Origin of the sequence: Nocardia sp. N2S4-5, from assembly GCF_044628355.1 — a bacterium.
Lineage (GTDB): Bacteria > Actinomycetota > Actinomycetes > Mycobacteriales > Mycobacteriaceae > Nocardia > Nocardia wallacei_B.
Map to the genome: position 1 here is coordinate 6,939,729 of NZ_JBIUPM010000001.1, position 25,579 is coordinate 6,965,307.

Sequence of the window (25,579 nt, forward strand, 5' to 3'; positions counted from 1 at the left end):
CTCCTCGTGGGCGAGATCGGTTATGGGACTGCGAGATCCAGCACGGCGAGCGCGAGGGCGTCGGCGGCGTCGGGGTGGCCCAGCGTGCGGGCCGCCTCGGACATGGCGGTTCGTGCGGCGGGGTCGGCGAGCAGGGGGAACAAGGCCCGACGGAAGGTCTCGGGGGTGGCGTCGGTGCCGGTTACGGTGCGGGCGGCGTTGTGGTCGGCGAGATGGCGGGCGTTGCGGAGTTGTTCGCCGCCGACCGAGTGCGGATAGGGGATCAAGATGCTCGGTTTGCCGAGGGTGGTCAGTTCGGCGAGAGTGCCTGCCCCGGACCGAGACACGACAAGGTCGGCGAGAGCGAGCACGTCGGCCAGCTCCGGGCCGATGAACTCACGCACCTGGTAGCGGGCCCGCAATGGGTCTGGCAGTGATGCGGCGTGCTCGCTGACCTCGGTGTAGGAGTTGCGTCCGCATTGGTGGATGACGTTCGCGTTCTCGAGCAGCTGCGGGAGCACCGCAATGATCAGGTCGTTGATTTGGCGGGCGCCCTGTGCGCCGCCGGTCACGTACACGGTCGGCAGTTCTGGGGCGTATCCGCTCCAGTCCAGAGCCTTGACCGCGGCGTCGGGGTCTCCGGCGGTCAGTCCTGGACGGATCGGGTTGCCGGTGACTACGGCGCGTGCTCGCTGCTTGTCGTTAAGGGTTGCCAGCGAGGCGTCGCTGCTGAGGGCGATGCGCTGGGCGAACCGGGCCAGCAGCGCGTTCGCCGCACCCAGCCCGGTGGTCTGTTCGTGCACGACTAGCGGCACCGGTCGGCGGCGCAGGGCCGCTGCCATCCCGATCGGCGCGGACACGTATCCGCCGGTGGTGAGGACAGCGTGGGGCCGGTGGGCGGCGACCAGCGTGCGGGCGGCGAACACCGAACCTGGCAGGCGGAGCGCGTCTTTGACATTGGCTGGGGAGAGCATCCGCAGGGGGTTGCGGTCGCGGCGGAGTTTGCCTGCGCGGACACCGGTGAACTCGACGCCGTGTTCGGTGGCGACGCGCTGTTCCAGGGAATCGGGAGTACCGACCCACAGCATCTGAACCTCGGTGCCGGACTCTGCGGTGAGGGTGCGCAGTGCGCGAATAGCCGAGGCGGCCGGATAGGTGTGTCCTCCGGTGCCTCCGCCGGCCACGATCACTCGCACCGGGCCGTGCGTGGCGACACGGGTCAGGATGTCGGGGCGATCTGCGAGCGGGCTGGACACGGCGGCGGCTCCTGAAAGGTAGATGTCAGCATGTGCGCGAGTTGGCGATCTCGCACACTATGCCGGGCTCGTCGCAGACGTTCGACAAGTGGGGGCGGCGCAGCAGGTCGGCCATTTTGACCTTGGTGAGCATGCGCCCCGCCCCGCGCGGATCCGCACCGAACTTTTCCAGGTATCCGTCGATGACGGCGACCTGAGCGGGTGTCAGGATGAAATGCCGCGTGGCGCGGGCGTCGAGCTGGCAGCTGCCGAGCGGGCCAGGGCTGGGGGCGGCGATCAGGGCATCGAGATCGAAACGCGCGCTTTGGGTCTCGCCGGTGACGCCGCGCCGGGCGAACACGTCGGCCATGCGCAGACGGTGGTACTCGGTCGCCTCGGCGGCGAAGTCCGCGGCCAGCGGTTCCTCGGTGGCCGCGGTGACCGTGGCGAGCCACGCGGTCTTCGCCAGCGCGCACGCCTGGTCGAAGGTCTCACCGAATGCCTTGGCACGGTAGGTGTAGATCAGATTCACCCCCTCCTCGCCGTCGAGGTACCGGTCGATCCCGGTGCGGGCATGCGCTTCGAGAGCTGCCCGGTCGGCCCACAATTGCCGGTCGGTGTCGGCAAGGAACGCGGCAGCCAGCGCGGTGAACGCATCAGCGTCGCGATCGCCGATTCCCGTGACGACGACGTGGTGCATGGTCGTGAGCCAGTCGAACACCGGAACCCGGCAGGCGCGCAGGCCCTGCACCAAGGCCGAGAATGCGCCGTCGTTGAAGAACACCGCGATCAGCAGGTTCATCAGGCGGCACTGCCGGTAATCGTCGTACGGCATCTCCGGCAGCCCCACACACACTTCATCGACCTCGACCGTGGCGACGGTGTCCCCGAGCAGCTCGTAGCGACCGGCGCAGCGCGGCATGGCGCGGAAGCGAGTAGTCATCCGGTGCCGAGCGCGGGACTCGTCGGTGCACAGGTCCGAGCCCGGCAACAGGCTGAGCTGAAACATGTTGATCCGGACGAACCCCGCGTCGACCAGTCGCCTCAGTGTCGCGAAGTGCGCGGTCTTGCTGTCGCCGGGCAGCCCGAGGATCACCTCGCTGTAGGCGCCGGTGGAGCGTTCGGCCGCAGCGAGCGCTACCTGCATGAGTTGCTCGGCGTCGATGTTGGCGCGTTGGACATTTGCCAGCACGCCGGAGTCCAGGGACTGGACGGCTCCGGACAGGTTCATCGCACCGTTGACCAGGCTCACCGCGTCCAGCACGCGATCGCGTCGATTCTTGCCGGTGGTGACGCTGACATAACGAGGCCAGCCGAACTCGGTCTGGCACGCGGCGATCGCCTCGCAGGTCGCGCGGTCCTCCGGATACATCCCGAAATTGCTGTCGGTGATCAGCAACTCGTTACGGCCCCGGCCGTCAGCCAACAGCGGAACCATCCGCTCGGCGATGTAGCGCAGCTCGGCGGCCACACGGTCGCCCGGCTTCTTCGCGACCTTCAGGTGATACCGGGTGCCCTCGACGCAGAACGTGCACGAGAACGGACACCCGCGATTTGTCTGCACGGTAGGTATCAGCTGCCCGTCGATGAACTCATCCAGCATCCCCGCCAAGTACGGCGAGGGGATCGCCTCGAGACTCGGCAGCCGCGGCCCCGGAGGCGGCAGGTGCGCTTGCCCGTCCGGGTCGATGGAATGCACACCGGCAATCCGGCCGTGCACAGCGCCGGAACCTTCCTCGGCGAGCGTGCGCAGCAACTCGGCGAAGGGCCGCTCGCCCTCACGATCGATATAGAAATCCACTGCGCCACTGAGCTGTTCACGAAGGAACCGCTCCTGCTCGACCGGAACAGTCGGATAATGCGGACCCCCGAAGACCACCGTGGTCTCGGGAAAACACTGCTTGATCCGCCGCGCGAAAGCCCGCGACAGGTTGGAGTTCCACACATAGTTCGAGAACCCGATCACCTCGGGCGGTTTCTCGGAAGACAGTGCGGCAGCGACCTTTTCCGGGTACTTGAAGATCCGCACCGGGTGTGTGAACTGCATCCGGGTCGCCGCGTAGGTCGCCAGACCGGCGATCGCCTGCGGAATGGTCTCGGCCGAAACACCTTGCTGGGTATAGGACAGATCGACAAGCCACACACGCAAGTCAACGGTTGGCAATGCTCGCGGTTGTACCGTCAGCGGCACCAGGACCGGCTCCATGACGGCTCACCTGCCCGCGAGGGTGTGTGGGGAAGTCCGGATGAACACCTGCCGCAGGACGCGGCGAGAGCCCTCGGGGATCTGCTCTTGCCCGTGTCCCAAGGGTTCGCGGCCATGACAGTTCAAGTGCTGATTGATCAACAGCAAGTCGCCGCGTTCGAGCCGGAATCGCTGCTGACCGGCCACGAGTTCACGCTCCAGCGCCCGCGCTGCCTGAGTTGCAGGGTCCTCGGGGTCACGGTCGCCGAGCATCTTCGCGGTGAATCGGACGAACCCCTCCTCCGGCGGCAGACCATCGAGGATCGGGAAAGGGCGATACTCCCGGCCGATCCCGGACACGTCGTAGAAGGCCCCGTCGGTGAACACCGGCTCGGCCAACAGCCGCCGCGTCTCGGAGGCGAGTCGGTCGACCGCCGGCCGGACTTGCGAGACCAAGCTGAATCCTTCACCGAGCGGATCCGGCTGCAAGCACAAGAGTCCGCTGATGTCGGGCGGGTTGGTGGCGTTGACCAGGTCCAGGTGCAGCGGGTTGTGCCCGATGCCGAACGCCCGCATCGGCTCGACGTCCAAGCGCGAGGTGATCGGCTTCCACAACTCCCAATTGTCGAACACCCGCAGCGGGGTACCGAGGGCAGTCAGCACGATGGTCAGCAGATCGAGTGCAATATCCGGGTCTCCGACCGTCTCCAGCACTGCCGCACAGCCGACAACGAGAAATCCATCGCTGTCGGACCCGGTGAGAAACTGTCCAGCGACCGAACGCAATCGGTCCAGCCCAGGCACATCGAGTGCCTGATATGACTGCCGCACCTCCGCACGCAGCAACCCACCATCGAGATCTGGGGGCGGAACATGTGCGCGAACCGAGAGGAGCGCGTTAGCGGTATCAGAGCCGATCTCGATGCGGTTGCCGATGTCTACCGGCTGAGTAATGCTGCTCGACATCCAGGGCTCCTTCCAGATTCCCGTGGGGCTGGGACATGGGTAATTTGCGTGTAGGCCCCACCCGAACCCCTTGTAAGACAAGAACTATGGAGAGCAAGAAGGTTCAGAATACCGCTTGACGAACCTTTAGTGAACGCAATTGCGAGACAGGCCAGTGCAATCCGAGTTCACGATTCGCCGAAGGCTCGTCACCCTCCGCTGAGCACTCCTTCAGCAGCCAGGCGGAGACAGGCGGCATTCCGCATGCCGGGTCGGAGTTTCGAATGGAGCGCGTTCGTACGAAGATCAGTAGATGGGCATCATCGACCGCGCACTACTTCAATCCGCTGAAGGCAAGCTCCCCACTATGCTTGACCGGCTTCGTGTGCTCGTGAACTGTGAGTCGCCCTCAAACGACTCAGCCAGGCTCGAAGCATGCGCGTCCTTGCTTCAACCGTGGTTGTCGGCCGCAGTCGGCCGCGCTGTTCGTCTGGAGCGGGTCGGCGAGAACGTCCACCTTCTGGCCGAAGCCGAGAATCCAAAGGTTCTGGTACTGGGTCATTTCGACACCGTTTGGCCAGTTGGTACCACCGCTGGATGGCCGTTCTCAATCACGAATGGCATCGCGACTGGTCCGGGCACGTTCGACATGAAGGCCGGTATCGTCCAGGCAATCGCCGCGATCGAACTGCTTGCCGACTCCTCCCATGTGAGCGTCCTTCTGACAAGCGACGAGGAAGTCGGCTCGACAACATCACGGAAGTTGATTGAGGAGCAAGCCCGGAGGGCTGGGGCAGTGCTGGTGTGTGAGCCGAGCGCTGATGGCGGCGCGGTGAAGACCGGCCGCAAGGGGATCGCCAATTATCGCGTGGAGATCACAGGCAAGGCCGCTCATGCTGGGCTAGAGCCGGAGCTGGGGATCAACGCGGGCGTCGAGCTGGCGCATCAGATTCTGGCGATTTCGAGCTTAGCCGATAGCGAAACATCCGTAACACCAACAGTTTTGGCGGCTGGAACGACTGTAAACACCGTCCCCGAATCAGCGCTGTGCGCAGTGGATGCGCGGTCGTGGACCACATCGGGCCTTGAGCGGGTCGACCGGGCGATGGCAGCGCTGGCCCCGTGTTTGCTGGGCGCCAAGGTGACAGTGTCCGGCGGCATTGACCGGCCTCCGTTCGAGGAGCCTATCGCCCGCTCGCTTTACGCCGAAGCCGCAGCTGCGGCACATGAGCTGGGTCTCGCGCCCTTGCAAGCTGTGCGGTCCGGTGGCGGATCAGACGGTAATGTGACGGCCGCGATCGGTGTGCAGACACTCGACGGACTGGGCGCGGTCGGTGGCCACCCGCATGCGCGTAGCGAACATGTCGAGGTGAATGTCAACAGAACGCCAATCCGGACCATCTGACGGAACGCCAATTTGGATCATCTGGTCGCTTGGTTGATGGTTCAGTCTTCAGTTGTGCCGGCGGTGGGGACGCGGCCGAGGTCGCGGTCCTTGAGCCGGTAGCTGTCGCCTTTCAATGCGATGACCTCGGCGTGGTGGACGAGGCGGTCGATCATCGCGGCGGCGACGACGTCGTCGCCGAAGACTTCTCCCCAGCGGCCGAAGACCTTGTTGCTGGTCACGATCAGCGAGGCGCGTTCGTAACGGGACGAGACCAGCTGGAAGAACAGGTTGGCGGCCTCGTTCTCGAACGGGATGTAGCCGACCTCGTCGACGACCAGAAGCGGGTAGCGGCCGAGCTTGATCAGCTCGGCTTGCAACCGTCCCGCGTGGTGGGCTTCGGCAAGGCGGGCGACCCAGTCGGCGGCGGTGGCGAACGCGACACGGTGTCCGGCCTGACACGCTCGGATCGCCAATCCGATGGCCAGGTGGGTTTTGCCGGTGCCGGGCGGGCCCAGGAACACCACGTTCTCCTTCGCGGTGACGAAATCGAGAGTGCCCAGGTGGGCGATCACGTCCCGTTTGAGACCGCGAGCGTGTCCGAAGTCGAACTCCTCCAATGACTTCCGGTAGGGGAATCGGGCGGAGCGGATGCGGCCCTCTCCGCCGTGGGACTCGCGAGCGGAGACCTCGCGTTGCAGGCAGGCGACGAGGAATTCCTCGTGAGTCCAGTTCTCGGCGCGAGCGCGTTCGGGCAGCCGCTCCGCGGCTTCCCGCAGCGACGGCGCCTTCAATGCCCGGGTGAGGAAGGTCAGCTCGGCCGTGAAATCCCTTGTCGTGGTAGATGTTTTCGCGATAGTTCGAGCCCGTGGAGGCATCAGGCCACCCCGCCTTCGATATCGACGCCGAGCGCGGCGTCGTAATCGGTCAGGCAACGCTGCTCAACCTCGGGTTCAGGCGCTGGCCGCAGGACACCGATCCGGCCGCGCCGCAACGCTTTCGCTGCTTCGACATGGTCCGGGGCGGACAGGGTTTGATGCCAGGCCCAGATCCGTTCGTGATCGGCCACGATCCGGCCGCCGGAGAACACCCGGACCCGGTTCAGGTCGGCGAGGACCTCGATCCGGCGCCCGATCACCGCCGGATGCACCGAATAGTCGTTGGAGTCCAGGCGAATGTAGTGATCACGCGGCAGCCGGCCCGAGCGCCGCCACCCGGTCTCCGGCGCCACCGGCGGCAACGCCAGCATCGCGTGACGATCAGCGGTGACCCGATCGGTCGGCGCGCAACCCAATGCCCGCCGCGTCCGGCGATTCACCAACTCCAGCCACTCCTCGAGCTGAGTATTGAAATCGGTTGGGCCGCTGAATGATCGACCCGGCAGGAACGAACGCTCGAGATAGTCGTGGGCTCGTTCGATCATGCCCTTGGCTTCCGGATCAGCGGGCTTGCAGACCAGCACTTTCGTGCCCAGGGTTCCCCGGAATGCCTGGCATTCGGCGGTCAGCTCGCTGCGGCCGCCACGCCAGCGCCCGATCGCTCCTTCGCCGTCCCAGACCAAAACCTTTGGCACTGAACCCAATCGGTGAATATGGGCCCACCAGCCTGCGAACAGGTCCTCGGCATGCCGCGACGGGATCAGCATCGCCATCAGCCATCTCGAATACCCCAAAACCATCGTCAGCACAGGCAGCTGTTTGGGGCCTCGGACCTGGCCGAACCCGACCGGCAACTCGATCGGCGGGAACCAGAAATCGCACTGCGCGATCTCTCCGGCCATATACGTCGTTCGCGATGCCGGGTCCGGCGGCAGATACGCCGGCCGCAACTCCGCGACCCGGCCCGAGAGCACCCGGACCGACCGGGTCCAGCCGATCCGCTCGGCGATCACCGTCGACGGCATCGTCGGATACGTCTTCAGCAACTCGCGGATCTGCGGCTCGACAGCGTCCACGATCGACCCCTTCTCCGGGCGCTCGTATTTCGGTGGCCTGTCCGAGGCCAGGGCCCGCTTCACGGTGTTGCGGGACACGCCCATCGTCCGGGCGATCGCCTGGATCGGCATGCCTTCTGACCGGCGCAAACGACGAATCTCGGCCCAATCCTCCACAGCAAGCATCCCTTCGGTCCTCCCTGGCTCGGATAGAGCCAGGGTCACCGACCAGGTGGTCCATTTTGAGTTGCCGCGCGGTGGTCATTTTTCACGTGCTGCCGACAGTGAACGCGATGCCCGAACGCACTGCGCTGCTCGCCGCACTCCTTGCACGACTGGATCACTATTGACCCGCAGCGTGACCCTTGGACCAGAATGGCAGGGTGACGCGAGTTCTCATCTTGGGCGGGTCCTGGTTTCTTGGTCATGAGATCGCCGAGCAGGCGGTCGCGCAGGGCTGGGAAGTGACGACGTTCCGGCGCGGCCGGACCGGAACCGACGCCGAGGGCGTGACAACGATTCGTGGGGACAGGACCAACTCCGAGGATCTGAAGCGCTTGGCCGATGCCGGCCCCTGGGATCTCGTGGTCGACACCTCTAGCTTCGTGCCGCGTGAGACGTTGCAGATGGCTCGTACCTTGGAACCAGCAGCCTCCCGCTATGTGCTGGTGTCGACGGTATCGGTATACGCGGGTTGGCCGATCGAGCCGCTGAACGAACAATCGGAAGTATTGGAATGCCCAGCTGACGCCGGACCGAACTACGGATACGACGGTGACCCTGGCCCGTCGACCTATGGTTTCGGTAAAGCCGGTTGCGAACGCGCAGTCTCCGAGACGTTCGGAGCGGAACGAACCAGCATCCTCCGTCCGGGTGTCATCCTGGGGCCGCGCGAGTACGTCGGCCGGCTGGAATGGTGGCTTCGGCGGATGCAGCGCGGCGGGCGCGTACTTGCTCCTGGCCGCCCAGACCGCTCCATCCAACCCGTTGATGTCCGAGACGTGGCTACGTTCGCACTCACACCGAACCTGGCCGGGGTCTACAACCTTACGGCGTCCGGACGCGACACGATGGAACACTTGCTCGCCGCATGCCGCGATTTCACCGAAGGCGACGCCACATTCGAATGGATCACTGACGAGCAATGGCTCGTGGGTCAGGGCGTTCGGCAATGGACTGAGCTGCCGCTGTGGCGCACGTACAAGGGCGCCTGGGCAGTGGACTCACGTCACGCCCGCGATGCTGGGTTCGCCACACGCTCGATTCGGGACACCGTGGCCGACACCTGGGCATGGCTCACCAGCGGCGGCACAGCCATCGAACACGAGCGCGCCAGTGAACTGGGAATCTCATATGCGCGCGAGCAAACGCTACTCGCGCTCTGGGATGCGGCGCAGCTCGATCACTGCGGCGCGGAATAGCGCGGTTCGTCCTATTGCGACGGTGGCAGCGCTCGCATCGCTGTCGTCCGTGACAGTGAGATCGCGGTGAAGTTCTCGATCGCCCCGCCGAGTTCGACCGCTTCGCTCGCACCGCGGTACCGGGCGGTACTCAGGACGCGCGCGAGCTGGTGAAGACGCTGCGCGATAGCTTCCGTGCGGCGCGTCGGCGGAAGGTCGAAAACCGGTTGAAGTGCAGCCGACGCACCCGCCAAGTCGCCACGGAGGCAACGCGCCGCAGCTAGGTCGACGTGAGCGCCAAGCTCGCCCGCTCCCCACCGTTGTTCCGCCGGGATGTCCGCGAACAGCGCGACCGCTGCAGCAGCTTCATACTCGGCTTGGTCGCCGTCACCGAGAGCGACGTAGGCCGCGCCCGCGCACAGTCCGCGCCGGGCCCGATCGAACGCCAACTCGCCACCGATCTCGTCCAGGAAGGGGTCGTTACCCGCGCGGTCGAGTTCGGCTGTGGCCGAATTCAATTCGTCACTAACTTCACCGCGCGCACCGATCAACGCGAGCGCCCGCGCGTTGACACTGTGCAGTCGTGCGCGTGCGGTGCCAGTCGGGGCCATTTCGAGCGCCCCGGCGGCGATCTTGGCCGCGCGACGCGGGAATCCGGACCAGAACGCTACCGTGACCTGTAGTGCGCGAGCCCATGCTTGCAGCGACGGATGATCGATCACGTTGCCATAGGTGTACGCGGCGCGCGCTTGCTCTTCAGCCGGAGCGAGAAGACCGAGATCCCACGACACCGACGACAGAAGTCCGCACACCTGGCCCGCCAGCAGATACAACTCTGCCTGTTGAAGCGGTTTATGGGTGCGGTCGAGTTGGACGTAAATAGTGTCGCGCAACGCGACCAGATCAGTCAGCATCTCCAGTGGCGGTGTGACGTAGTAGGCCCGCGCCGCATTCCCTGCCGCCGCTTGAAGATGTTCCAGAGCTGATGGGTCCAGCGCCGTAGCCGCATCAATTGCGTGGCTCACCGACTCGTGTGCTGCGTTCACCGCGAACTCCTGTTCAGTGACATGTCGAGACTGTGACAGGGGTGGCCCGAACAGATCAGCGATGGGTTCACCGAACCATGCCTCGAGGACGCGTCGTGATGATGTTCGAGGGGTACCGCCGTCGCCCTGCAACCAGCGTTTCGCAGCGGACCTCGAGACGTCGACGTCCTCCCCGATGTCTTCGGCGTATCGGGCGAACTCGCGGAGAAAGTCGGCTATACCGAGCCGTCGTTGTATTACGAGTTGTTCCAAGCGGGTTCGCGGTTGCCTATCCATGTCGCCCACCTCCACCCACGATCAACATATGTCCATTGCAACCTGTGGCGGGAGGGCCGGGGCGAAATGGGCCAGATTCGGGTTGAAATGAACCAATTGTGGGCCATCGGTGGGCCACGGCATCAGGCGAAGGTGGAACGGCACCCGGGTCGATTGCAACTGAATTCCGTTATTCGAATCTCCCAACCGGTCGACTCGGTCGTCACCCGTTCGGCGTCTTGAAAACCTCATCAGCACAACAATTTCCGGAGGGTCTGACATGACCATGACTAGACATCGGGAGGGCTGTTCAGCCGTCGTCCACGATCAGCGGCCGAAGGCGCTGGGGTTCGACATGTCCCTGCTGGACGCTCCGCGCCGTCGGAACGAGATTCAGCGGCACGCCCAGCAACTCGGCTACCACTACGTCTACACCGTGAGGCCGCCGGAGGGGCACACCGATCCGGTCGGTTATGCGATCACGATCGCCGCAGGTGTTCATGCTGCTGCGATCGTCGTGTACGACCTGGAGGCTGTTGCGTACAGCCCGGCGCGGGTTTGTGAGCGGTTCGATCTGGAGACGGTCTGTCCGGGGGAGACGTGGTCGCGGTCGATTCCGCCGATGGTCGACCCGGAGGCGCATGGGCTTCCGGACTGGGAGCTGGCGCCGGCCGAGGCGCACCGGCTTTTCCGGCTCCATCTCGAGTGTCGTGGGGTGGAGTGCCCGCGGAAGGCTGCCGCGATCCGGTGCCTGGTGAACGCGGAGAAGCTCGAGCTCGCGACCACGACTCCGAAAACCCGCGCTGAGGCACGCGGAATTGCGTGGGAGCCGATAGCCGATGATCCGCCAGACATGTCGGAAGAAACGCGGACAATGCTGCAGGACCTGGACGGTCTTATCGACGACATGCGCGGCGCGGCGCACCGATAGCCCGGGGGCCGGTGGTGATCGACGGCGCGACGCACCAGCACGTCACCGAATGTGACGGGCTCGAAGCGAGTTGGACGCTCATCAGGCACGACATCCAGATCAACGGCGTGTACGACACGTCGGAGAACTTGCCGGTGGTGTCGTTGGACCACGGCCCCTACCCGGATCTGGTGGAAGCGCGAGACCGGTGGCCGAAGTGGGCCCGGTTGTGGGATGCGGTGCGCCACGACTACTGGGCGGCGGTGGTCGGCCCGGGGATCTACGGCCGGTCCGTGCGACGGACCCCATGAACGAGGCTGCCGTGCGGCCGATCCGCTGCGACACGCGCGCCTGGTGATTCCAACCCAATGGCGTGGAGCGGATTGTGCTCGCCCGCATCGCCGCGCGCTGTCGCCGCCTCGGCGATCTGACCGGTTCGGCCGCTGCTGTGCCACCAACCCCTGACCACCGTGTGTCCCGAGAAAGGGAGGAACCCGCGACGTGGACCTCAACCTGCACCTTCCCCACCCTGCCCGCATGTACGACTACTTCCTCGGCGGCAAAGACAACTACGAACCGGACCGCCAGCAGGCCGAACAGGTAGAGAAGGTCTTTCCGTCCGTGCGCCAGGCCGCGCGTATCAATCGCGCGTTCATGCACCGGGCCACGAAATACGTTGCCCACGAAGGTATCCGCCAGTTTCTCGATATCGGGACCGGTATCCCGACCGCGCCGAACGTGCACCAGATCGCTCAGGAGGTCGAGCCGCAGGCGCGGGTGGTGTATGTGGACAACGACCCGATCGTGCTCGCTCACGCTCGCGCGCTGATGACCAGCACGCCCGAGGGCTGCACCGCCTATCTCCATGCCGACCTCACCGGGCCCGAGCAGATCCTGTCCGCGCCCGAGGTGAGGCACACACTGCGGCTGGATCAGCCGGTGGCGGTGAGCCTGAACGCGGTCCTGCACTTCGTGCCCGACGACCGGCACCCCTACAACGTCGTCGCGGCTCTCCTAGAGTCCGTCCCTTCCGGGAGTTTTCTCGTGATCAGCCATGCCACAACGGATTTCGACTCCGAGACCTTCGACAAGATCCAGAACATCTACCGCGACGGCGAGATCCCGTGCCAGTTCCGCACCCGCGAGGAGATCGGCGGCTTCTTCGCCGGACTCGAGATTTCGGATCCGGGTTTGGTGCCGCCGCATCGGTGGCGGCCCGACCCGGTCGACCTCGGCGACGGTGACGGGGGCCTCGCGCGTCTGGATGCGCAGGTCGGGCTCTACGCCGCGGTCGCGAAGAAAGCCTGAGGGCACGAGGCCAGAGAAGCCTCACGACACGAACGGACCAGACGATGAGTTTCCCGAGCGATGGCCGCCTGCTCAGGGCTGTGCCGTGGGCGCTGCTGGCGTCTCTCTGCTGGCCGTTCTGTGGATCGCGGTACCGCGACCGGTGGCGATCGCTCTCACCACGGTGTTCGTGGCGGGTTGTCGGTGCAGTGGTGGATCGACCCAGTCCGGCCCGCCTCCGCTTGGTCGCCGATGCCCTCCGTGAAATGAACGACGACCGATAACCCTTCCGCGTACGCGAATTGTGTTGCCTGATAACGAGATCGAGGAAGTAGTGAACCCATTGAGTGGGAACAGCGCTGAAACGCGCCCGACCGTGTGGCGCGTGGATCCCGTCCCGACGCCGCCGACCGGTGCAGGTGGCTCGGTCGCGCCTTCGACCGTGGTACGTGTCGGCTTCGGCGCAGCAGGAGACGGCACGGCGTGTCAGACACACACGCCCACTTCTCGCCAGTACGCGAAAGCCTCTCGCGCGCACCGGGTTCGGAGGGCGTCGTGACGTCACCGTTGAGCATGGCCTCCGAACCTCGGTGGGACCTGAATACACCGAAGTTCGCGGCCGATCCACACGAGGCGTATCGCGCGATGCGCGAGCGTCACGGGCCACTGGTGCCGGTATGGCTGGCGCCGGGGGTGCCCGCGACGCTGGTGATCGGGTACCGGCACGCGGTCCAGATCCTCGCCGACGACGAGCATTTCCCGGCCGACCCCCGGGTGTGGCAGCGCGGTGTCCCCGAGGGGTGTCCGGTGAAACCGTTGCTGGAGCACCGCGACAACGCCTTGCGGAATGCGGGTGAGGAGCATCGCCGGTATCGCACATCCGTTGTGGCGGCGTTGGATTCGGTGGACCGGTTCGCGGTGGAGAAGGCGGTGGACCGTGCGGCGGAGGAGTTGATCAACCGGTTCTGCGGGGCGGGTGAGGCGGAGCTGGTCGGCGGGTACGCGCTGCCGCTGTCGTTCGGTGTGATGTGCGAGCTGCTGGGTCTTCCGGACGTGGCGGCCCGGAAAGCGTGGGCGGAGATGGCGGCGATCCTCGACGGCGTCCACGGCGCGGGGGAGCGGTTCGCCGCGGGCCTGTACGAGGTCGTCCGCAGCAAACGCGCCACCCTCGGTGAGGACATGATGTCGCGGCTGATCACCCACCCGGCCGGGCTCACGGATGAGGAGGTGGTGGCGCAGACCGCGCTGCTGCTCGGTCCCGGCACCGAGCCCATGGCCAACCTGATCACCAACGCCGTGCGGCTGGTCCTGGTCGATGACCGGTTCGCGGGCGGGGTCCTCGGCGGCGCGTTGGAGTTGGGTGATGCGATCGACACGGTGTTGTTCGAAGACACGCCGCTGCCGAACTTCTGCATGAAGTACCCGCGCCACCCGATCCTGATCGAGGGGGTGTGGCTGCCCGCGCATCAGCCGGTCGTGATCAGCATGGCGGCCTGCAACAACGACCCGGCCGTCACCGCAGGCGACCGGTGGGGCAACCGGTCCCACCTGTCCTGGGGCGGCGGGGACCACCAATGCCCGGCCCCCGCGCAGACCATCGCGCGGATCGCTATCCACCGTGCCCTCGGCCAGCTGTTCGACGCTCTCGAGATCCAGCCCGTGCCGGAGCGCCCGCCGGTGTGGCGGCCCGGCCCGTTCCACCGCGCCCTGGCCGCCCTGTGGGTCCGGTTCCCGCCGAGCGCGCCCATGAATCTCGCCATGCCACCCCAGATCGCCCGGTAGCCCCGAAACCTGCTGGAGGACAACATGACCACACACTCCCACGAGCGGATACCGCTGGTGCTGACCGGTGCCGACTGGCCTGCCGAGCTGGCGGCCCTGCGAGCGACGGGCCCGATGGCTCCTGTCGAGTTGCCCGGCGGGGTGCTCGCGTGGGCGGTCACCGACACCACGCTGCTCAAGCAGCTGATGACCGATCCACGGGTATCGAAGGACGCCTACCGGCACTGGCCGGCATTCATCGCAGGGGAGGTCTCCCCGAGGTGGGTGATGTGGCCGTGGGTGGCGGTCCGCAGCATGCTCACCGCCACCGGCGTCGACCACACGCGCCTGCGCCGACTCGTCGCCCCGGCCTTCAGCTACCGCCGCCTCCACGCCCTGGAGCCCCGCATCGAAGCGATCACCGCCGAACTGCTGGACCGGATCGCCGAGGTCCCCGGCGGTGAAACCGTCGATCTGCGTGCGGGTTTCGCCGACGAGGTACCGATCCGGGCGATCTGCGCTTTGATGGGGGTGCCGCCCGGCCCGGCCGCCGAGTTGTGTGCGTGCACGACCGCGATCCTCGACAGCACCCTGACTCCGGCGCGGGCCGAGGACAACCTCGCACGCCTGTACCGGGTGCTGGCCGACCTCATCGCCGACAAACGCGCCCACCCCGGCGACGACCTCACCACCGCGCTACTGGCCACCCACGACGCCGACGGCGAGCGACTGTCGGAACGCGAACTCGCCGACACGCTCATGCTGATCATCACCGCCGGACACGAAACCACCGCCCACCTACTCGACCACGCCATCACCGCCGTCCTCACCACCCCCGGCTTGCACACTGATGTGCTGGCCGAGCGCACGGAATGGTCGGCGGTCATCGAGGAGACCTTGCGCCTCGAGCCGCCGATCGTGCACATGCCGTTCCGGTTCGCCATCGACGACATCGTCCTCGGTGACGGCACCAGGATCGCCGCGGGCGAGGTCATCCTGGCCTCCCTCGCTGGCGCCGGTCGAGACCGCGCGGTCCACCATCACCCGGACCGGTTCGATCCCCGCCGGGAAGTCCACGACCACTTGGCGTTCGGGCACGGCCCGCACTTCTGCCTCGGTGCGCCCCTGGCCCGTCTCGAAGCCCGCATCGCCCTGCCTGCCTTGTTCGGCCGGTTCCCGGCCATGCGGCTCGCGACGGAACACGGCCCGCTGCAACCGATTCCGAGCCTTGTGGTCAACGGCCATCGCGCACTGCCGGTCCACTTGGCGGGCAGCGGCGGGTGAGCGTGTACACCTCACAGGCCGGGATTCCGGAGTTGCCCGAACTCGAGTACCGGCTGTTGCGGGCGTTGTGCGCGGCGGCGGGTCCGCGCAGCATCGAGGAGCTGGCCGAGACGATCGGGCGTTCCGCGGGCGGTATCCGGGCGGTGGTGCACCGGCTCACCGACAACGGGTACGCGCGGGAGCAGCCTGCGTGGATTCTCAGCCGCACCGGCCGGGCCGCGCTCGGCGATCAGGACATCCGGCGACGGTCCGCCGAGCCGCAACGGTCGGTGCTGTCGGCACTCGATACCGTCGACGGTGCCCGCACCGTCGAGGAGTTGGCCGCGATGATCGGCAGCGGCAGCGAGATCACCGAGACGATTCGATCTCTGTCTGCCGCATTCCATGTGCGGTCGGTTCCCGCATTCGAGCCGACCGGCCGCGCACACCGCGCGCTGTCTGGAGTGGTCACCATGCGCGTGGCGGAACGGAAGAGAAGCGGAAAGCGCCGTTCCACTACGTGATTCGCAAGTACCGCAACACCTTTGAGCCAGAAGGAAACGAACCATGAGCTACCGACACGGGTACGGCAAGAATCAGCGGAAAATCCTGGAGTGCCTGCGTGACGGCACACCCCGCACCAGCGCCGAAGTCGCCGCCGCGACCGGCCTGCGCACAGTGGTGGTCATGAACACCATGCGCGCTTTGGACGGGCACAAGTTGGTCGCCGAGAGCAGCGAACGCGGCGGCCACAAGGCCCGGAAATGGGCAATCACCCCTGCCGATGCCACCACCGACCGCGCTACCGAGACCGGTGAGAACCGGTGACACGCAACAGTTCACGACCGGCAGTCATCTGCACCGATCCGTTCTGGGATTGCGATGATCTCGTGTCGATCGCTGTCGCGGCCATGCTGCTCGAGGACGTGACTCTGATCTCGTCGGACGAGACCGGCGGGCGCCGGGCGCGCGGGCTGCGACGCTTCGCCGATTCGCTGGGCCGCACCGACATTCGAGTCGTCACCGGCCACGACCTCGGCGACACCCGCAGATTCCTCGCCGACGACTACATCGCCGATGTGCCGCAGCAACCGGCCGACGTGATCGGCGCGGTCGCCCGAGCATGCGAGTCCGGACCGGCACTGTGGGTCGGACAAGGCCCGATGTCCAACCTCGCCACCGTGCTCTCTGCCGAACCGCACCGCGCCGAACAACTGACGGTGTTCCAGCAAGGATTCTGGCTCGACCAGTACAGGAATCCGAGCCTGGCCTCGCACAACGCTCGGCTGGATCCAGCAGCGGCCGGACTGGCGATCCGTGCGGCATTCGCGCCGTGCCTGGTGCTGTCGGACTGGACCGACTCCGACGAGATCGCGGTCACCCGAGACTCCGAATTGTTCCGGCTGGTCTCGCGTCCGGACGTCCCGGAATGGGCGCGCTGGATCTCGATCAGCCTCGAGCGATGGTTCGCCCGTGGCCGGGCTAGCAGCAAGATGCACGACCCACTGACCCTGTCGGCGGCGCTGGGGTGCGGGTTCGTCTCGTTCGACGAGGTCCGGGTGCGCATTGCCCCCGACGCACGCATGTACAGAGATCGCCGGGGCCGTCTTGTGCGCGTCGCGACCGGTGCCGACTACGCCGGTTTCACGGACTGGCTGATCGCCATGATCGCCACCGGAATCGACCAATTCGAACCCGGCCCGGCCCAACCACCGCCGCACTGCGCCCAATCCGTGAGCCCCACCACCGCCAGCCGCACTGCCGAGGGCGGTGGCCGGTGACCGATACGCCCGCACCCTGCCGTGTCTCCGCCACGACGGGTACTGGCGTGCGCTGGGACCAGGGCCGTTCGAGCGTGCGCCGACAACCTGTTTCGCATCTATCCGGGAGATCGAGCGCCATCACCGAATGCGCCCCGACGTGATCTGGCAGGAGATCCCCGACGGCCGTATCCCACCGCCAGTGGTCTTGGTGGACGAGATACCGGGCTGGCCTCTGCCCGAAAGGCGAACTCGTGACAACGCCACGAACCAGGTTCGGGAACCGGACCGCCGAAATCGACAGCACACGGGTCGTGTGGCGCGGCGACGCACACGGCGGCATCCACGTGCACTCCCTGCAAGTCCGAGGCGGCGTGGCCATCAACGTCGGCGTGCCGTCGATCCCGCTCGCCGACGCCCAGCGGCGCTGGCCGGAGCACCGCAACCTCTGGGCCGCCGTCCGGCACACCGTCGAAACGAACAACCAGCGACACACGTGAAGGGAGCTGTCCATGCCGCCACCAGTGGGTTCCGGACCGTACCAGCAGAAGATCCTGCACTGTCTCGGTGACGAGGAAATGCGGACGTGCCGGGAAGTCGCCGCCAAGATCGGAATCGGCTACGACACCGCGCGAGTCGTCATGCGTCGGCTCGCGAACAAAGGACTCCTGCGTGACACCGGTAAACGCGGGGGCACCACCCAACGAGAGATCTACTGGGCGATCACGGTGAGCGGGCTCGATGCACGCGAGGCCGAAGACACGACATCGAAAGCCGAAGTGCGCCCATGACATCCACAGCACGGGACGCGTTGGCGAGCGCGGACACCGCGGCCGGGGTCGGCGGATGCTTGTACTGCTGCCCGTCGGATCCGAGCCGGAACACGATCGCCGGTAGCTGGGCCAGCGTGTACGCGCGGTGGGACAACTTTCCCGCTGCCCCAGGACATCTCGAGATCGTGCCGTTCCGGCACGTGCAGTCGTTCTTCGACTTGCACCGCCAGGAAGCGAGCGACCTCTACCAGCTGGCGCAGGTCATGCGCGGCGTTGTCGAGCGACGGTGGCGTCCGCACGGCTACACCGTCGGCGTCAACGACGGCCGCGCAGCAGGCCGTAGCATCGATCACCTGCACCTGCACCTCATCCCCCGGTGGCACGGCGACGTCCCCGACCCACGCGGCGGGATTCGCCGCATCTTCCCCGGCTGCGATCCCGACACCTGGCACTAGACAACCTCGCAGGACTTCTCATGCTCACGACCTGTGCCGGCCGCAGGGCCCTCGCCGCGGGCCGCGGACTACGCGCAACTGCGCAACGACCACCTCGAAGGCTCCTGCTGCCCGCGCCTGTCCGGCGAACCGCAGTCCAGCCCTTCGAGGGACGAAACAACCAGTCTCACAGAACAATCCAGGAGTACGAATGAATGACAGCATCGTGATTATGCGCCTGACACTGTGGCGGATGCTCATGGTGCTGGCCGTGACCGTCGGGGTGGGCTTGATCGCGCTGTCGAACGTCGTGCGCGTCGCCTACACCGCCCCGTGGCTGCTGTGGCTGCCGTTGCAACTCGTCGGATTCGTCCTCATCGGCGTCTGCGTGCTCCTACGCAGGAAGATCCGCGACGAACGCACCGCAGCGATCGCCGAGGAAACACGGTGATCGGCCCCGGGCCCGTCACGAGTCGCGGCGGCCACGCCGGTCTGCGACCGAGCGGTGTGCGGGGGTCCGTATGCGAGTTACACCGAACCGGCAACGGCTGCCCGAAGATTTCCTCGCGACAGGGGCCAGTGGGCGCGCGTCGATCTACACCGCCACCAACGGTGCGACATTCCTGCCCGCTGCGGTTCCCGACGATGACGCATTCGCTGATGTGCTGCGACTGCTGGGCGATGCTTTGGCTCTGACCGAGGTGCATCTGACCGGCGGCGAGCCGACTCTGCATCCCGCCGTCGCCGGGCTGACGAAGATCGCCGTCGACGCCGGTTACCGGGTCGCCATGACCTCCAACGGCGAACGCGGCGACCGGGTGATCCCCGGCTGCGCGGCGGCCGGACTGGCTCGGGTGAACTTCTCGATCTTCGGCACCACCGCCGCCGAACTCGCCGAGGTCCAGCACGCCCGCTACCGCAATCCTGTTCTCGCACAACGCAAAATAGATGCACTCCACCGGTCGATCGCCGCGTGCGTAACCCACGGCGTCAACGCCAGCGCCAACATCGTGGTCCCCGACCACACCCACGCTGCCCGAGTGCATCGGCTCCTGGACGAGTACTTACCGCACCTGTCGGTGCGGCTGCTCAACTCGCTCGACCGGGGCGCCGTCTCCATCGACGCGATCGAACGCATCCTCACCGACCGCGGGGCCGTCGCCGAGGCGCACTACGTGACCGCGGGCGTTTCCGGCGCACGCACCGCCTACCGGCTCCCCGACCAGCGCCGCGTGTACGTCAAACAGATTCGCCCGGTCCGGCTTCCGGCGACGTGCGCCGGGTGCCGGTTCAACAACGGCACCGACTGTGAAGAAGGCTTCTACGGCGTGCGCCTCTACTACGACCGGACCGGCACATTCCAGGTCGGCGTGTGCATCCAGCGCATGGACCTGTGCCTGCCCCTCCACGAATTCCTTGCCAGCCCACTGCCTGCCGAGATCCGCACCCTGCGCGACACCGACTATCGGCGGCTCGCCGCCCGGCGGGCAGGATAACGTCGCGTCGACACGTCTACCCGAGTAGGAGAGCCACCCGTGGTCATCGAGCACGAAGCCAAGATCCTCGGTATCGACCCCGCCGCTATCGAGCGCCGCATCCGGGACAAAGGCGGGCACAAGTTCGGCGAACGCTTCATGCGCCGCTACGTCTACGACATCACACCCGGCGACGAATCCAAGTGGATCAGACTGCGCGACAACGGAACCGGCACCACCCTCGCCGTCAAAGAGATCACCAGCGACGCCATCGACGGCACTCACGAAGTAGAAGTCGGCGTGGACGACTTCGAAGCCACCAACACCCTGCTCGAGATGCTCGGCTTCACCGCCAAGTCCTACCAGGAAACCCAGCGCGTCAGCTTCACCCTCGACGGTGCACAACTCGAACTCGACACCTGGCCGCGCATCCCGCCCTACCTGGAAATCGAAGCCGCCACCAAGGCCGACGTCATCCACGCCGCCGAACTCCTCGGATACACCGAAGCCGACCTCACCGGCGAGAACACCATCAAGATCTACGCCCGCCACGGCATCGACCTCAACACCATCCCCGAACTCCGCTTCTGACCACACGCCCCCGGTAGGACAGGTGCGGGGCGCGGTGCCGTCGCCACGATGAAGGATCGGTGGCGGCGGCACCGCGATGTGGTCGGTGCTAAAACATGGTCAGGTCGGGCGGGTCGAGGTAGGGATCTTGGGTGCGCCAGGCGAGGAAGCCGCGGATTTCGGGGATGTCGCTGATGGCGGTGGTTTGCAGGGTGAATGCGAACGGTTCGCGCCCGGTGGGGCAGCGCAGGCGGAGGGGGCGCTGTTCGTCACGGCCGTAAGCGACGTCGATGCTGGTGTTCATGTGGTGGGTGAACAGCGGGTTGAGTGAGAGCTGGTGGTAGAGGCGGATCACCTCAGGGCTGGTGCGGTAGCGGGCGATCGTGCCGCGGAGCATGCCGACGAGCCATCGTCCCTCGACGACGGGCTCGGCGAGTAGCGGTGCGGCCGGCGAGGGCGCGGGAGCGGGAGGCAGCGACCACAGCGCGACGTTGCTGTCGGGGTGCAGGCCGGTGTCGGGCAGCATGTCGTAGAAGGTGTGGGTGGCGACGAGGATGTTCCAGGCCGGGTCGAGGAAGACCAGGGCCATGTCTTGGTCGCTGAGCTGGTGGAGCATGTGGAGGCGGTCGAAAGTGGTGATCCGGTCGCGGAGTTCGGCGACCGACGGCAAGCGCACGGGTGGCAGGAACAGGTCCCAGGTCAGCCGGGCCTGAGCGGCGTCGAGCCGGTATCCCTTGATGAGGCTCTGCACCATCTCCAGGCGGGGGATGGTGCGGTCGTTCTCGATGTCCTTGATGTAGGAACCGCTGATACCCGTTTTGTCCTCGGCCTCGGGCCGGGTGAGGCCGTAGTGTTCGCGGACGGTGCGCATCCAGCTACCCAGGCTGATCACGGCGTCGGTCTCAGGGTGTGCCCCGTCGCGCTCGTGACGCTCGTCCGGGGCACCGGACCGATCGGAAGTGTTGTTCACTGTGGTCAAACCCCCTACAAATTGAGTCTTCCGCCCAGGATCGCCGGGCAGATAGGATGAAAGGTTGGTCCCCCGAGACCACTTCATGACTATCAAACCTAGATCAGCAAAGCAATCATTTTCTGGTTGAAAATTTTATTAGCGGATTGGTAGCTATTTCGGGAGCGTCGCGGCAGGGTGTGACGTCCGCCGCGCGGACCGTTTGCTCGACGGCGAGGCAATTGCAGGGATGCTGCTGACATCCTCTTCTGGCGGGAGAACATCGCGGCAATTCTGGTGCCGGAGGGATGTTATCTACATCCCTTCGAGGGGTGTTATCTACATCCCTCGAAGACCTAGCGCGGCAGCGACTTTCGTGTGTTGGATGGAGGTGGTCCATCACTCACGAAAGGAAAGAAACCTCGTGGATCCCTTCACCATTCTGTCGCTGATCAACATCGGGACATCGATCGCGGCCAATGTGGTCGCGCTGGCGAACAACGCGATAGCGTTGATCGCTCCACTCCTGCCGCCCTTGTAGCGTCCCAACCCCCTCTCAGGTGCTCCTGGCTGCGTATTCCGGCAGCCAGGAGCACCTCCCCGGCGTGGAATGACCACGCCTTCCTCCACTCCTGGCACCATCCCGGAAGGGCTTATTTGTCATGCCGAAAAAAGAAATCAACCCACCGAACCCGAGGCGTACAGTTCCTGCTGATGGCGTGCCCGAAAACCCTGCATCCGCCCGTCTCCTCCTCAGCCGGAAACGGATCTTGTGGGCGCGTGTGATGGTCGCGGGGGCGGTGCCGGTAATGATTGTCCTGGCAGTCTCCGGTGCCGCGTTCGCGGCCGATTCCGGTCCGATTGCCACCCAGCCCGGTGTGACGCCACTGTTGCAGCCGGGCACCCCCGCCCCGCTGCCGCCGCCCCCGCCGCCTCCGGCCCCGGAGGCGTATGTCGAGCAACCGACCGCGGTGCGTAATGGGCCTGCGCCGCGGCCCGCGCCGTCGCAGGATCCGGTGCCGCCGGTGCGGGTGGAGGAGCTGCATCTGCCGGTGCCGGTGGAGCCGGTCGCGCCGATCTCCGCGCCCCTTGACGAGATTCGGGTGGGGCAGTTCGCGGTGCCGACTCCGCCGTGGCTGCCCGGCGAGGTCCGCGACGCGATCAACGGCACCGCCGCCACGGCCGAGGCCCAGGTCGCGACCGCGCTGGACTCGGTCGGGATCTCGGCGGGCCGCTCGGACCGGGTCGCCGGAGCCACGGCGGCCGGGGCCGGGATCGGCGGTGCGATCGGTGGCACGGTCTCTGCCGCTCCGGCCGCAGCGGCGGGGGCGGTGGTGGGTGGTCTGGTCGGGGGCACAGTTGGCGGGATCGCCGGTGCCGCAGTGGGCACGGTGGTCGCGGTGCCGGTGATCGGCACGGTCACCTCGGGTGTGGCCGGGACGGCGCTGGGCGCGGCGGCGGGAGCGGCGGCGGGTGCGCTGATCGCCGGGTTGCCTGCGGCGGTGGCCGGGGCCGTGGCCGGTGGCACGGTGGGTGCCGGGTTCGGTGCGGCGGTGGGGGTGGATCAGCGATGAGCGCGCGCCGGTTGCGTACCCGTGCCGCCGCCGGGTTGCTGACGGGTCTGGTGGTCGGTGTGGTCGTGTCCGGTCCGGGCGCAGCCGCGCCGCCTCCGGCCGATGCGGGATGTCCGGTGCTGTGGGTGCTCGCGGTGCAGGGCACCGGGCAGTCGTCCCCGGCGGCGAGCCGCACCGACGACACCGGTGTCCTCGGTGCACTGCTGGGCCCGGTGACCGCGGCGGCCCCGGCAGTGGTGCAGCACACCTACATCCCGTACCAGGCCGGTTTCGGTGGCCTCCCCGGGGCGGGTGGCGGGCCCGAGTCCTACGCCGCCTCGGTGGCCGAAGCGGTCGCTGAACTTGCCGGCACTGCCGAGCAAGTCGTGGACCGCTGCCCGGCAACGATGCTGGCGATGGTCGGGTATTCCCAAGGCGCGCAGGTCGTTTCGCAAGTTGCGCGGGCTGTCGGTGCCGGGAACGGCCCGGTTCCCGCTGACCGGGTCGCCGCGCTCGCGTTGTATGCCAACCCCGAACGCCGCGCGGGCACCCAGGCGTTTCCGGGACGGCCCGGCCAGCAGACACCGGATCCGGCCCCAGGCAGCAGTGGCAGCGCGGTCGCCATGGTGCAGATCCCTTCCGCGCCCGCGTCCGGTGGCGGGATCGCCGACGACGGCGCCGAGTACGGGGCGCTCACAGGAAGGGTGGCCGACATCTGCGTCGACGGGGACCTGGCGTGCTCGGCCCCCGAGCACGCGGCGCTGCTTCGGGTCGGGGCGCTGCTCGCGGCGCGAGCCGACCTGTCGAACCCGCTCGCCGCCCTCACCAGCCTGCAGCAGGCCCTGTCGGCGGCGTTGGGTTCGGCCTGGACCACGCTCGTGCTCGACGACATCCAGGTCGGCCCGGCCACCGTCGACTACACCCCGCAAGCGCCGTTGGCGCAGCGGCTGATCGAGGCCGCCGATCCCCGCGTGCCCGCCCCCGGCCCGGAGCAGGCCGAGGAGGCCGCGGACCGCTGGAACCAGATCACCGCCACCGTCACTGCGCACCCGGGCGAGGTGGTGAAGCTGGCGGGCCAGCTGTCCGCAGCGTGGGGCCAGCTGGCCGCCGACAACGCCGACCTGGCCGATCCGGCGGTGTGGGCGCGCATGGCCGCCACGGCGGTCTTCCATCAGGGCTACGCCGCCACCGGCCAGCTCGCCTCCGGCATCGCCTGGCTCGTCGCGCTGGCCCATGACCTCAGCGGAGGACCGCGATGACGAAGAAATCCACCGGCGCAACGACTTCCGGCACCACCATCGGCGCTGCGATGACCGACGTCGACGTCGGGTTCTACACCCCGCCCACATTGACGAGAAAGCATCGGCTCGGGGAGATCCTGCGCCTGCGCCCCACAGCGACCCCGGACCTGGCCTGTGCGGGACCGGCCTGGCAGATCCTGTTCGTGTCGCGCGATTCCCAGGGCAAGGCGATCCCGGTGTCGGGCACCGTGATCACTCCCGACGGCGCCAGGGATCTCGCCGCGGGCCCGATGCTGGTGTATTACCCGAGCTTCCACGGTCTCGGCGGGCCGTGCGCGCCGTCGCAGTTGCTCGCCGAGGGCACCGAACCCGAGGCCGAGCAGATCAGCGCGGCTCTGGCACGCGGCTGGGTGGTCGCGGTCGCCGACGGCGAAGGGCTCGGGGTCCTCGGCCACGGCCCGCACACCTTCCTGGCCGGACGCGCGGCCGGGCAGATCATCCTCGATCTGGCCCGTGCCGCTGCCCGCATCCCCGCCGTGAACGCCGTCGGCGCACCGATCCTGCTGTGGGGCTACGGCGACGGAGGCCGCGCCGCAGTCTGCGCCGGGGGGCTGCAACCCCGCTACGCGCCCGAGCTGGACCTGCGCGCGATCGCGGCCGGGGCCGTGGTGACCGAGCCTGGCCCCATGCTGCGGCACATCGACGCGAGCCGCTGGTCGGCACTGGGGCTCGCAGCCCTGCTCGGCCTGTCTCGCGCGCACCGGCACCTGCCGTTGCAGCGCGTGTTCACCGAGACCGCGCGGCTGCTGCTGGCTGATGCGGAAGCCTCGAGTCGCAAGCAGCTGTGTGCGCAGTTCCAGTACTCGCTCGCGGCGTGGTGCACGCGGCCGGACCCGTGGGACGACCCGGTGTGGCGGCACGTGTTCGCGCTCGAACTGATCAAGGCCAGCGGGGCACCGGCCGTGCCGGTGCACCTGTACCACGGTCGCGCGGACAAGATCGTGCCGGTCGAGTTCGGCCGCCGCCACGCCCGGGACCTGCGCTCACGGGGCGCGCCGATGCAGTGGCGGGAGTACGACACCGACCACCTCCGCACCGCCCGCACCGCGATCGGCGACGTCCTGGATGTCCTCGCCGGACACCTCACCGACTCGGCCCTCGAGCCTGAGCCCGGCGAGCGGGCGCACCCCAGACCTGCCTGAGATGCCCTGTCCTGCCCGGTGCCCCCTCCACCGGGCAGG

The 25,579-nt window shown here is 67.1% G+C and carries 26 protein-coding genes; 19 read left to right on the forward strand and 7 right to left on the reverse strand.

All coding sequences use genetic code 11. The features are described 5' to 3' along the window. Positions 1 to 20: 20 nt before the first annotated feature. The 3 genes from ACFMRZ_RS32130 to ACFMRZ_RS32140 all read right to left on the reverse strand — a co-directional run bounded on the left by ACFMRZ_RS32130 (position 21) and on the right by ACFMRZ_RS32140 (position 4,365). The gene (locus ACFMRZ_RS32130) at positions 21 to 1,235 is read right to left on the reverse strand and encodes a UDP-N-acetylglucosamine--N-acetylmuramyl-(pentapeptide) pyrophosphoryl-undecaprenol N-acetylglucosamine transferase (protein WP_400181976.1); all 1,215 of its coding nucleotides are present in this window, start codon (positions 1,233 to 1,235) and stop codon (positions 21 to 23) included. 25 nt (positions 1,236 to 1,260) lie between these two features. Further along, a complete protein-coding gene (locus ACFMRZ_RS32135; RefSeq protein ID WP_400181977.1) occupies positions 1,261 to 3,357 on the reverse strand; it encodes a B12-binding domain-containing radical SAM protein in 2,097 nt (698 codons plus the stop codon). A 69-nt stretch (positions 3,358 to 3,426) separates the two neighbouring features. Then, on the reverse strand, positions 3,427 to 4,365 hold the full coding sequence (locus ACFMRZ_RS32140) for a TauD/TfdA family dioxygenase (RefSeq protein ID WP_400181978.1): 939 nt from the start codon (positions 4,363 to 4,365) through the stop codon (positions 3,427 to 3,429). A gap of 292 nt (positions 4,366 to 4,657) precedes the next feature. Here ACFMRZ_RS32140 and ACFMRZ_RS32145 point away from each other — a divergent pair, with 292 nt between their 5' ends. Then, positions 4,658 to 5,749, forward strand: a complete 1,092-nt coding sequence (locus ACFMRZ_RS32145) for a M20/M25/M40 family metallo-hydrolase (RefSeq protein ID WP_400181979.1) — start codon at positions 4,658 to 4,660, stop codon at positions 5,747 to 5,749. A gap of 41 nt (positions 5,750 to 5,790) precedes the next feature. On the opposite strand, the gene istB is transcribed toward ACFMRZ_RS32145, so the two are convergent. After that, the gene (gene istB / locus ACFMRZ_RS32150) at positions 5,791 to 6,606 is read right to left on the reverse strand and encodes an IS21-like element helper ATPase IstB (protein ID WP_400178805.1); all 816 of its coding nucleotides are present in this window, start codon (positions 6,604 to 6,606) and stop codon (positions 5,791 to 5,793) included. Continuing rightward, complete coding sequence (gene istA / locus ACFMRZ_RS32155) at positions 6,606 to 7,847, reverse strand: IS21 family transposase (RefSeq protein WP_400178804.1); 1,242 nt, start codon at positions 7,845 to 7,847, stop codon at positions 6,606 to 6,608. The genes istB and istA overlap by 1 nt, the downstream gene beginning before the upstream one ends. A gap of 197 nt (positions 7,848 to 8,044) precedes the next feature. Here istA and ACFMRZ_RS32160 point away from each other — a divergent pair, with 197 nt between their 5' ends. Next, a complete protein-coding gene (locus ACFMRZ_RS32160; protein ID WP_400181980.1) occupies positions 8,045 to 9,082 on the forward strand; it encodes an NAD-dependent epimerase/dehydratase family protein in 1,038 nt (345 codons plus the stop codon). Positions 9,083 to 9,093: 11 nt separating this feature from the next. On the opposite strand, the gene ACFMRZ_RS32165 is transcribed toward ACFMRZ_RS32160, so the two are convergent. Continuing rightward, the gene (locus tag ACFMRZ_RS32165) at positions 9,094 to 10,107 is read right to left on the reverse strand and encodes a hypothetical protein (protein ID WP_400181982.1); all 1,014 of its coding nucleotides are present in this window, start codon (positions 10,105 to 10,107) and stop codon (positions 9,094 to 9,096) included. Between the two features lie 610 nt (positions 10,108 to 10,717). Between ACFMRZ_RS32165 and ACFMRZ_RS32170 the strand changes: the two genes are divergently transcribed. The 14 genes from ACFMRZ_RS32170 to ACFMRZ_RS32235 all read left to right on the forward strand — a co-directional run bounded on the left by ACFMRZ_RS32170 (position 10,718) and on the right by ACFMRZ_RS32235 (position 20,616). Further along, positions 10,718 to 11,293 (forward strand): hypothetical protein, encoded by a 576-nt coding sequence (locus tag ACFMRZ_RS32170; RefSeq protein WP_400181983.1) that lies wholly within the window; start codon positions 10,718 to 10,720, stop codon positions 11,291 to 11,293. A gap of 11 nt (positions 11,294 to 11,304) precedes the next feature. Beyond that, positions 11,305 to 11,583, forward strand: coding sequence for a hypothetical protein (locus ACFMRZ_RS32175; RefSeq protein WP_400181984.1), 279 nt, complete (start codon positions 11,305 to 11,307; stop codon positions 11,581 to 11,583). Positions 11,584 to 11,773: 190 nt separating this feature from the next. Further along, the gene (locus ACFMRZ_RS32180; RefSeq protein WP_400181985.1) at positions 11,774 to 12,580 is read left to right on the forward strand and encodes an SAM-dependent methyltransferase; all 807 of its coding nucleotides are present in this window, start codon (positions 11,774 to 11,776) and stop codon (positions 12,578 to 12,580) included. Positions 12,581 to 13,114: 534 nt separating this feature from the next. After that, positions 13,115 to 14,341, forward strand: a complete 1,227-nt coding sequence (locus tag ACFMRZ_RS32185; RefSeq protein WP_400181986.1) for a cytochrome P450 — start codon at positions 13,115 to 13,117, stop codon at positions 14,339 to 14,341. Between the two features lie 24 nt (positions 14,342 to 14,365). Beyond that, a complete protein-coding gene (locus ACFMRZ_RS32190) occupies positions 14,366 to 15,604 on the forward strand; it encodes a cytochrome P450 (protein ID WP_400181988.1) in 1,239 nt (412 codons plus the stop codon). Continuing rightward, complete coding sequence (locus ACFMRZ_RS32195; RefSeq protein ID WP_400181990.1) at positions 15,601 to 16,107, forward strand: hypothetical protein; 507 nt, start codon at positions 15,601 to 15,603, stop codon at positions 16,105 to 16,107. The genes ACFMRZ_RS32190 and ACFMRZ_RS32195 overlap by 4 nt, the downstream gene beginning before the upstream one ends. A gap of 43 nt (positions 16,108 to 16,150) precedes the next feature. Beyond that, complete coding sequence (locus ACFMRZ_RS32200) at positions 16,151 to 16,411, forward strand: hypothetical protein (protein ID WP_400181991.1); 261 nt, start codon at positions 16,151 to 16,153, stop codon at positions 16,409 to 16,411. Continuing rightward, positions 16,408 to 17,364, forward strand: a complete 957-nt coding sequence (locus tag ACFMRZ_RS32205; protein ID WP_400181992.1) for a nucleoside hydrolase — start codon at positions 16,408 to 16,410, stop codon at positions 17,362 to 17,364. The genes ACFMRZ_RS32200 and ACFMRZ_RS32205 overlap by 4 nt, the downstream gene beginning before the upstream one ends. A gap of 233 nt (positions 17,365 to 17,597) precedes the next feature. Then, positions 17,598 to 17,843 carry a hypothetical protein gene (locus ACFMRZ_RS32210; protein WP_400181993.1) on the forward strand — a complete coding sequence of 82 codons (246 nt, stop codon included), beginning with the start codon at positions 17,598 to 17,600 and terminating at the stop codon, positions 17,841 to 17,843. A gap of 12 nt (positions 17,844 to 17,855) precedes the next feature. Then, positions 17,856 to 18,134, forward strand: coding sequence for a hypothetical protein (locus ACFMRZ_RS32215; RefSeq protein ID WP_400181994.1), 279 nt, complete (start codon positions 17,856 to 17,858; stop codon positions 18,132 to 18,134). Then, on the forward strand, positions 18,131 to 18,571 hold the full coding sequence (locus ACFMRZ_RS32220; RefSeq protein WP_400181995.1) for an HIT family protein: 441 nt from the start codon (positions 18,131 to 18,133) through the stop codon (positions 18,569 to 18,571). The genes ACFMRZ_RS32215 and ACFMRZ_RS32220 overlap by 4 nt, the downstream gene beginning before the upstream one ends. A 190-nt stretch (positions 18,572 to 18,761) precedes the next feature. Beyond that, positions 18,762 to 19,001: a hypothetical protein gene (locus tag ACFMRZ_RS32225; protein ID WP_400181996.1), complete on the forward strand. Its 240-nt coding sequence runs from the start codon at positions 18,762 to 18,764 to the stop codon at positions 18,999 to 19,001. A gap of 70 nt (positions 19,002 to 19,071) precedes the next feature. After that, entirely contained in the window at positions 19,072 to 20,046 is a 975-nt protein-coding gene (locus ACFMRZ_RS32230) for a radical SAM protein (RefSeq protein ID WP_400181997.1), read from the forward strand. A gap of 39 nt (positions 20,047 to 20,085) precedes the next feature. Continuing rightward, on the forward strand, positions 20,086 to 20,616 hold the full coding sequence (locus ACFMRZ_RS32235) for a class IV adenylate cyclase (RefSeq protein WP_400181998.1): 531 nt from the start codon (positions 20,086 to 20,088) through the stop codon (positions 20,614 to 20,616). Positions 20,617 to 20,704: 88 nt separating this feature from the next. Here ACFMRZ_RS32235 and ACFMRZ_RS32240 read toward each other — a convergent pair whose 3' ends face one another. After that, complete coding sequence (locus ACFMRZ_RS32240; protein ID WP_400181999.1) at positions 20,705 to 21,565, reverse strand: helix-turn-helix domain-containing protein; 861 nt, start codon at positions 21,563 to 21,565, stop codon at positions 20,705 to 20,707. A 788-nt stretch (positions 21,566 to 22,353) separates the two neighbouring features. Between ACFMRZ_RS32240 and ACFMRZ_RS32245 the strand changes: the two genes are divergently transcribed. From ACFMRZ_RS32245 to ACFMRZ_RS32255, 3 genes are read left to right on the forward strand one after another with little or no spacing between them, the layout of a single operon-like run. Further along, positions 22,354 to 23,118: a hypothetical protein gene (locus ACFMRZ_RS32245; protein ID WP_400182000.1), complete on the forward strand. Its 765-nt coding sequence runs from the start codon at positions 22,354 to 22,356 to the stop codon at positions 23,116 to 23,118. After that, on the forward strand, positions 23,115 to 24,356 hold the full coding sequence (locus ACFMRZ_RS32250; protein WP_400182001.1) for a cutinase family protein: 1,242 nt from the start codon (positions 23,115 to 23,117) through the stop codon (positions 24,354 to 24,356). Before ACFMRZ_RS32245 ends, ACFMRZ_RS32250 begins: the two co-directional genes overlap by 4 nt. Then, positions 24,353 to 25,540, forward strand: a complete 1,188-nt coding sequence (locus ACFMRZ_RS32255; RefSeq protein ID WP_400182002.1) for a lipase family protein — start codon at positions 24,353 to 24,355, stop codon at positions 25,538 to 25,540. The genes ACFMRZ_RS32250 and ACFMRZ_RS32255 overlap by 4 nt, the downstream gene beginning before the upstream one ends. Positions 25,541 to 25,579: the final 39 nt, after the last annotated feature.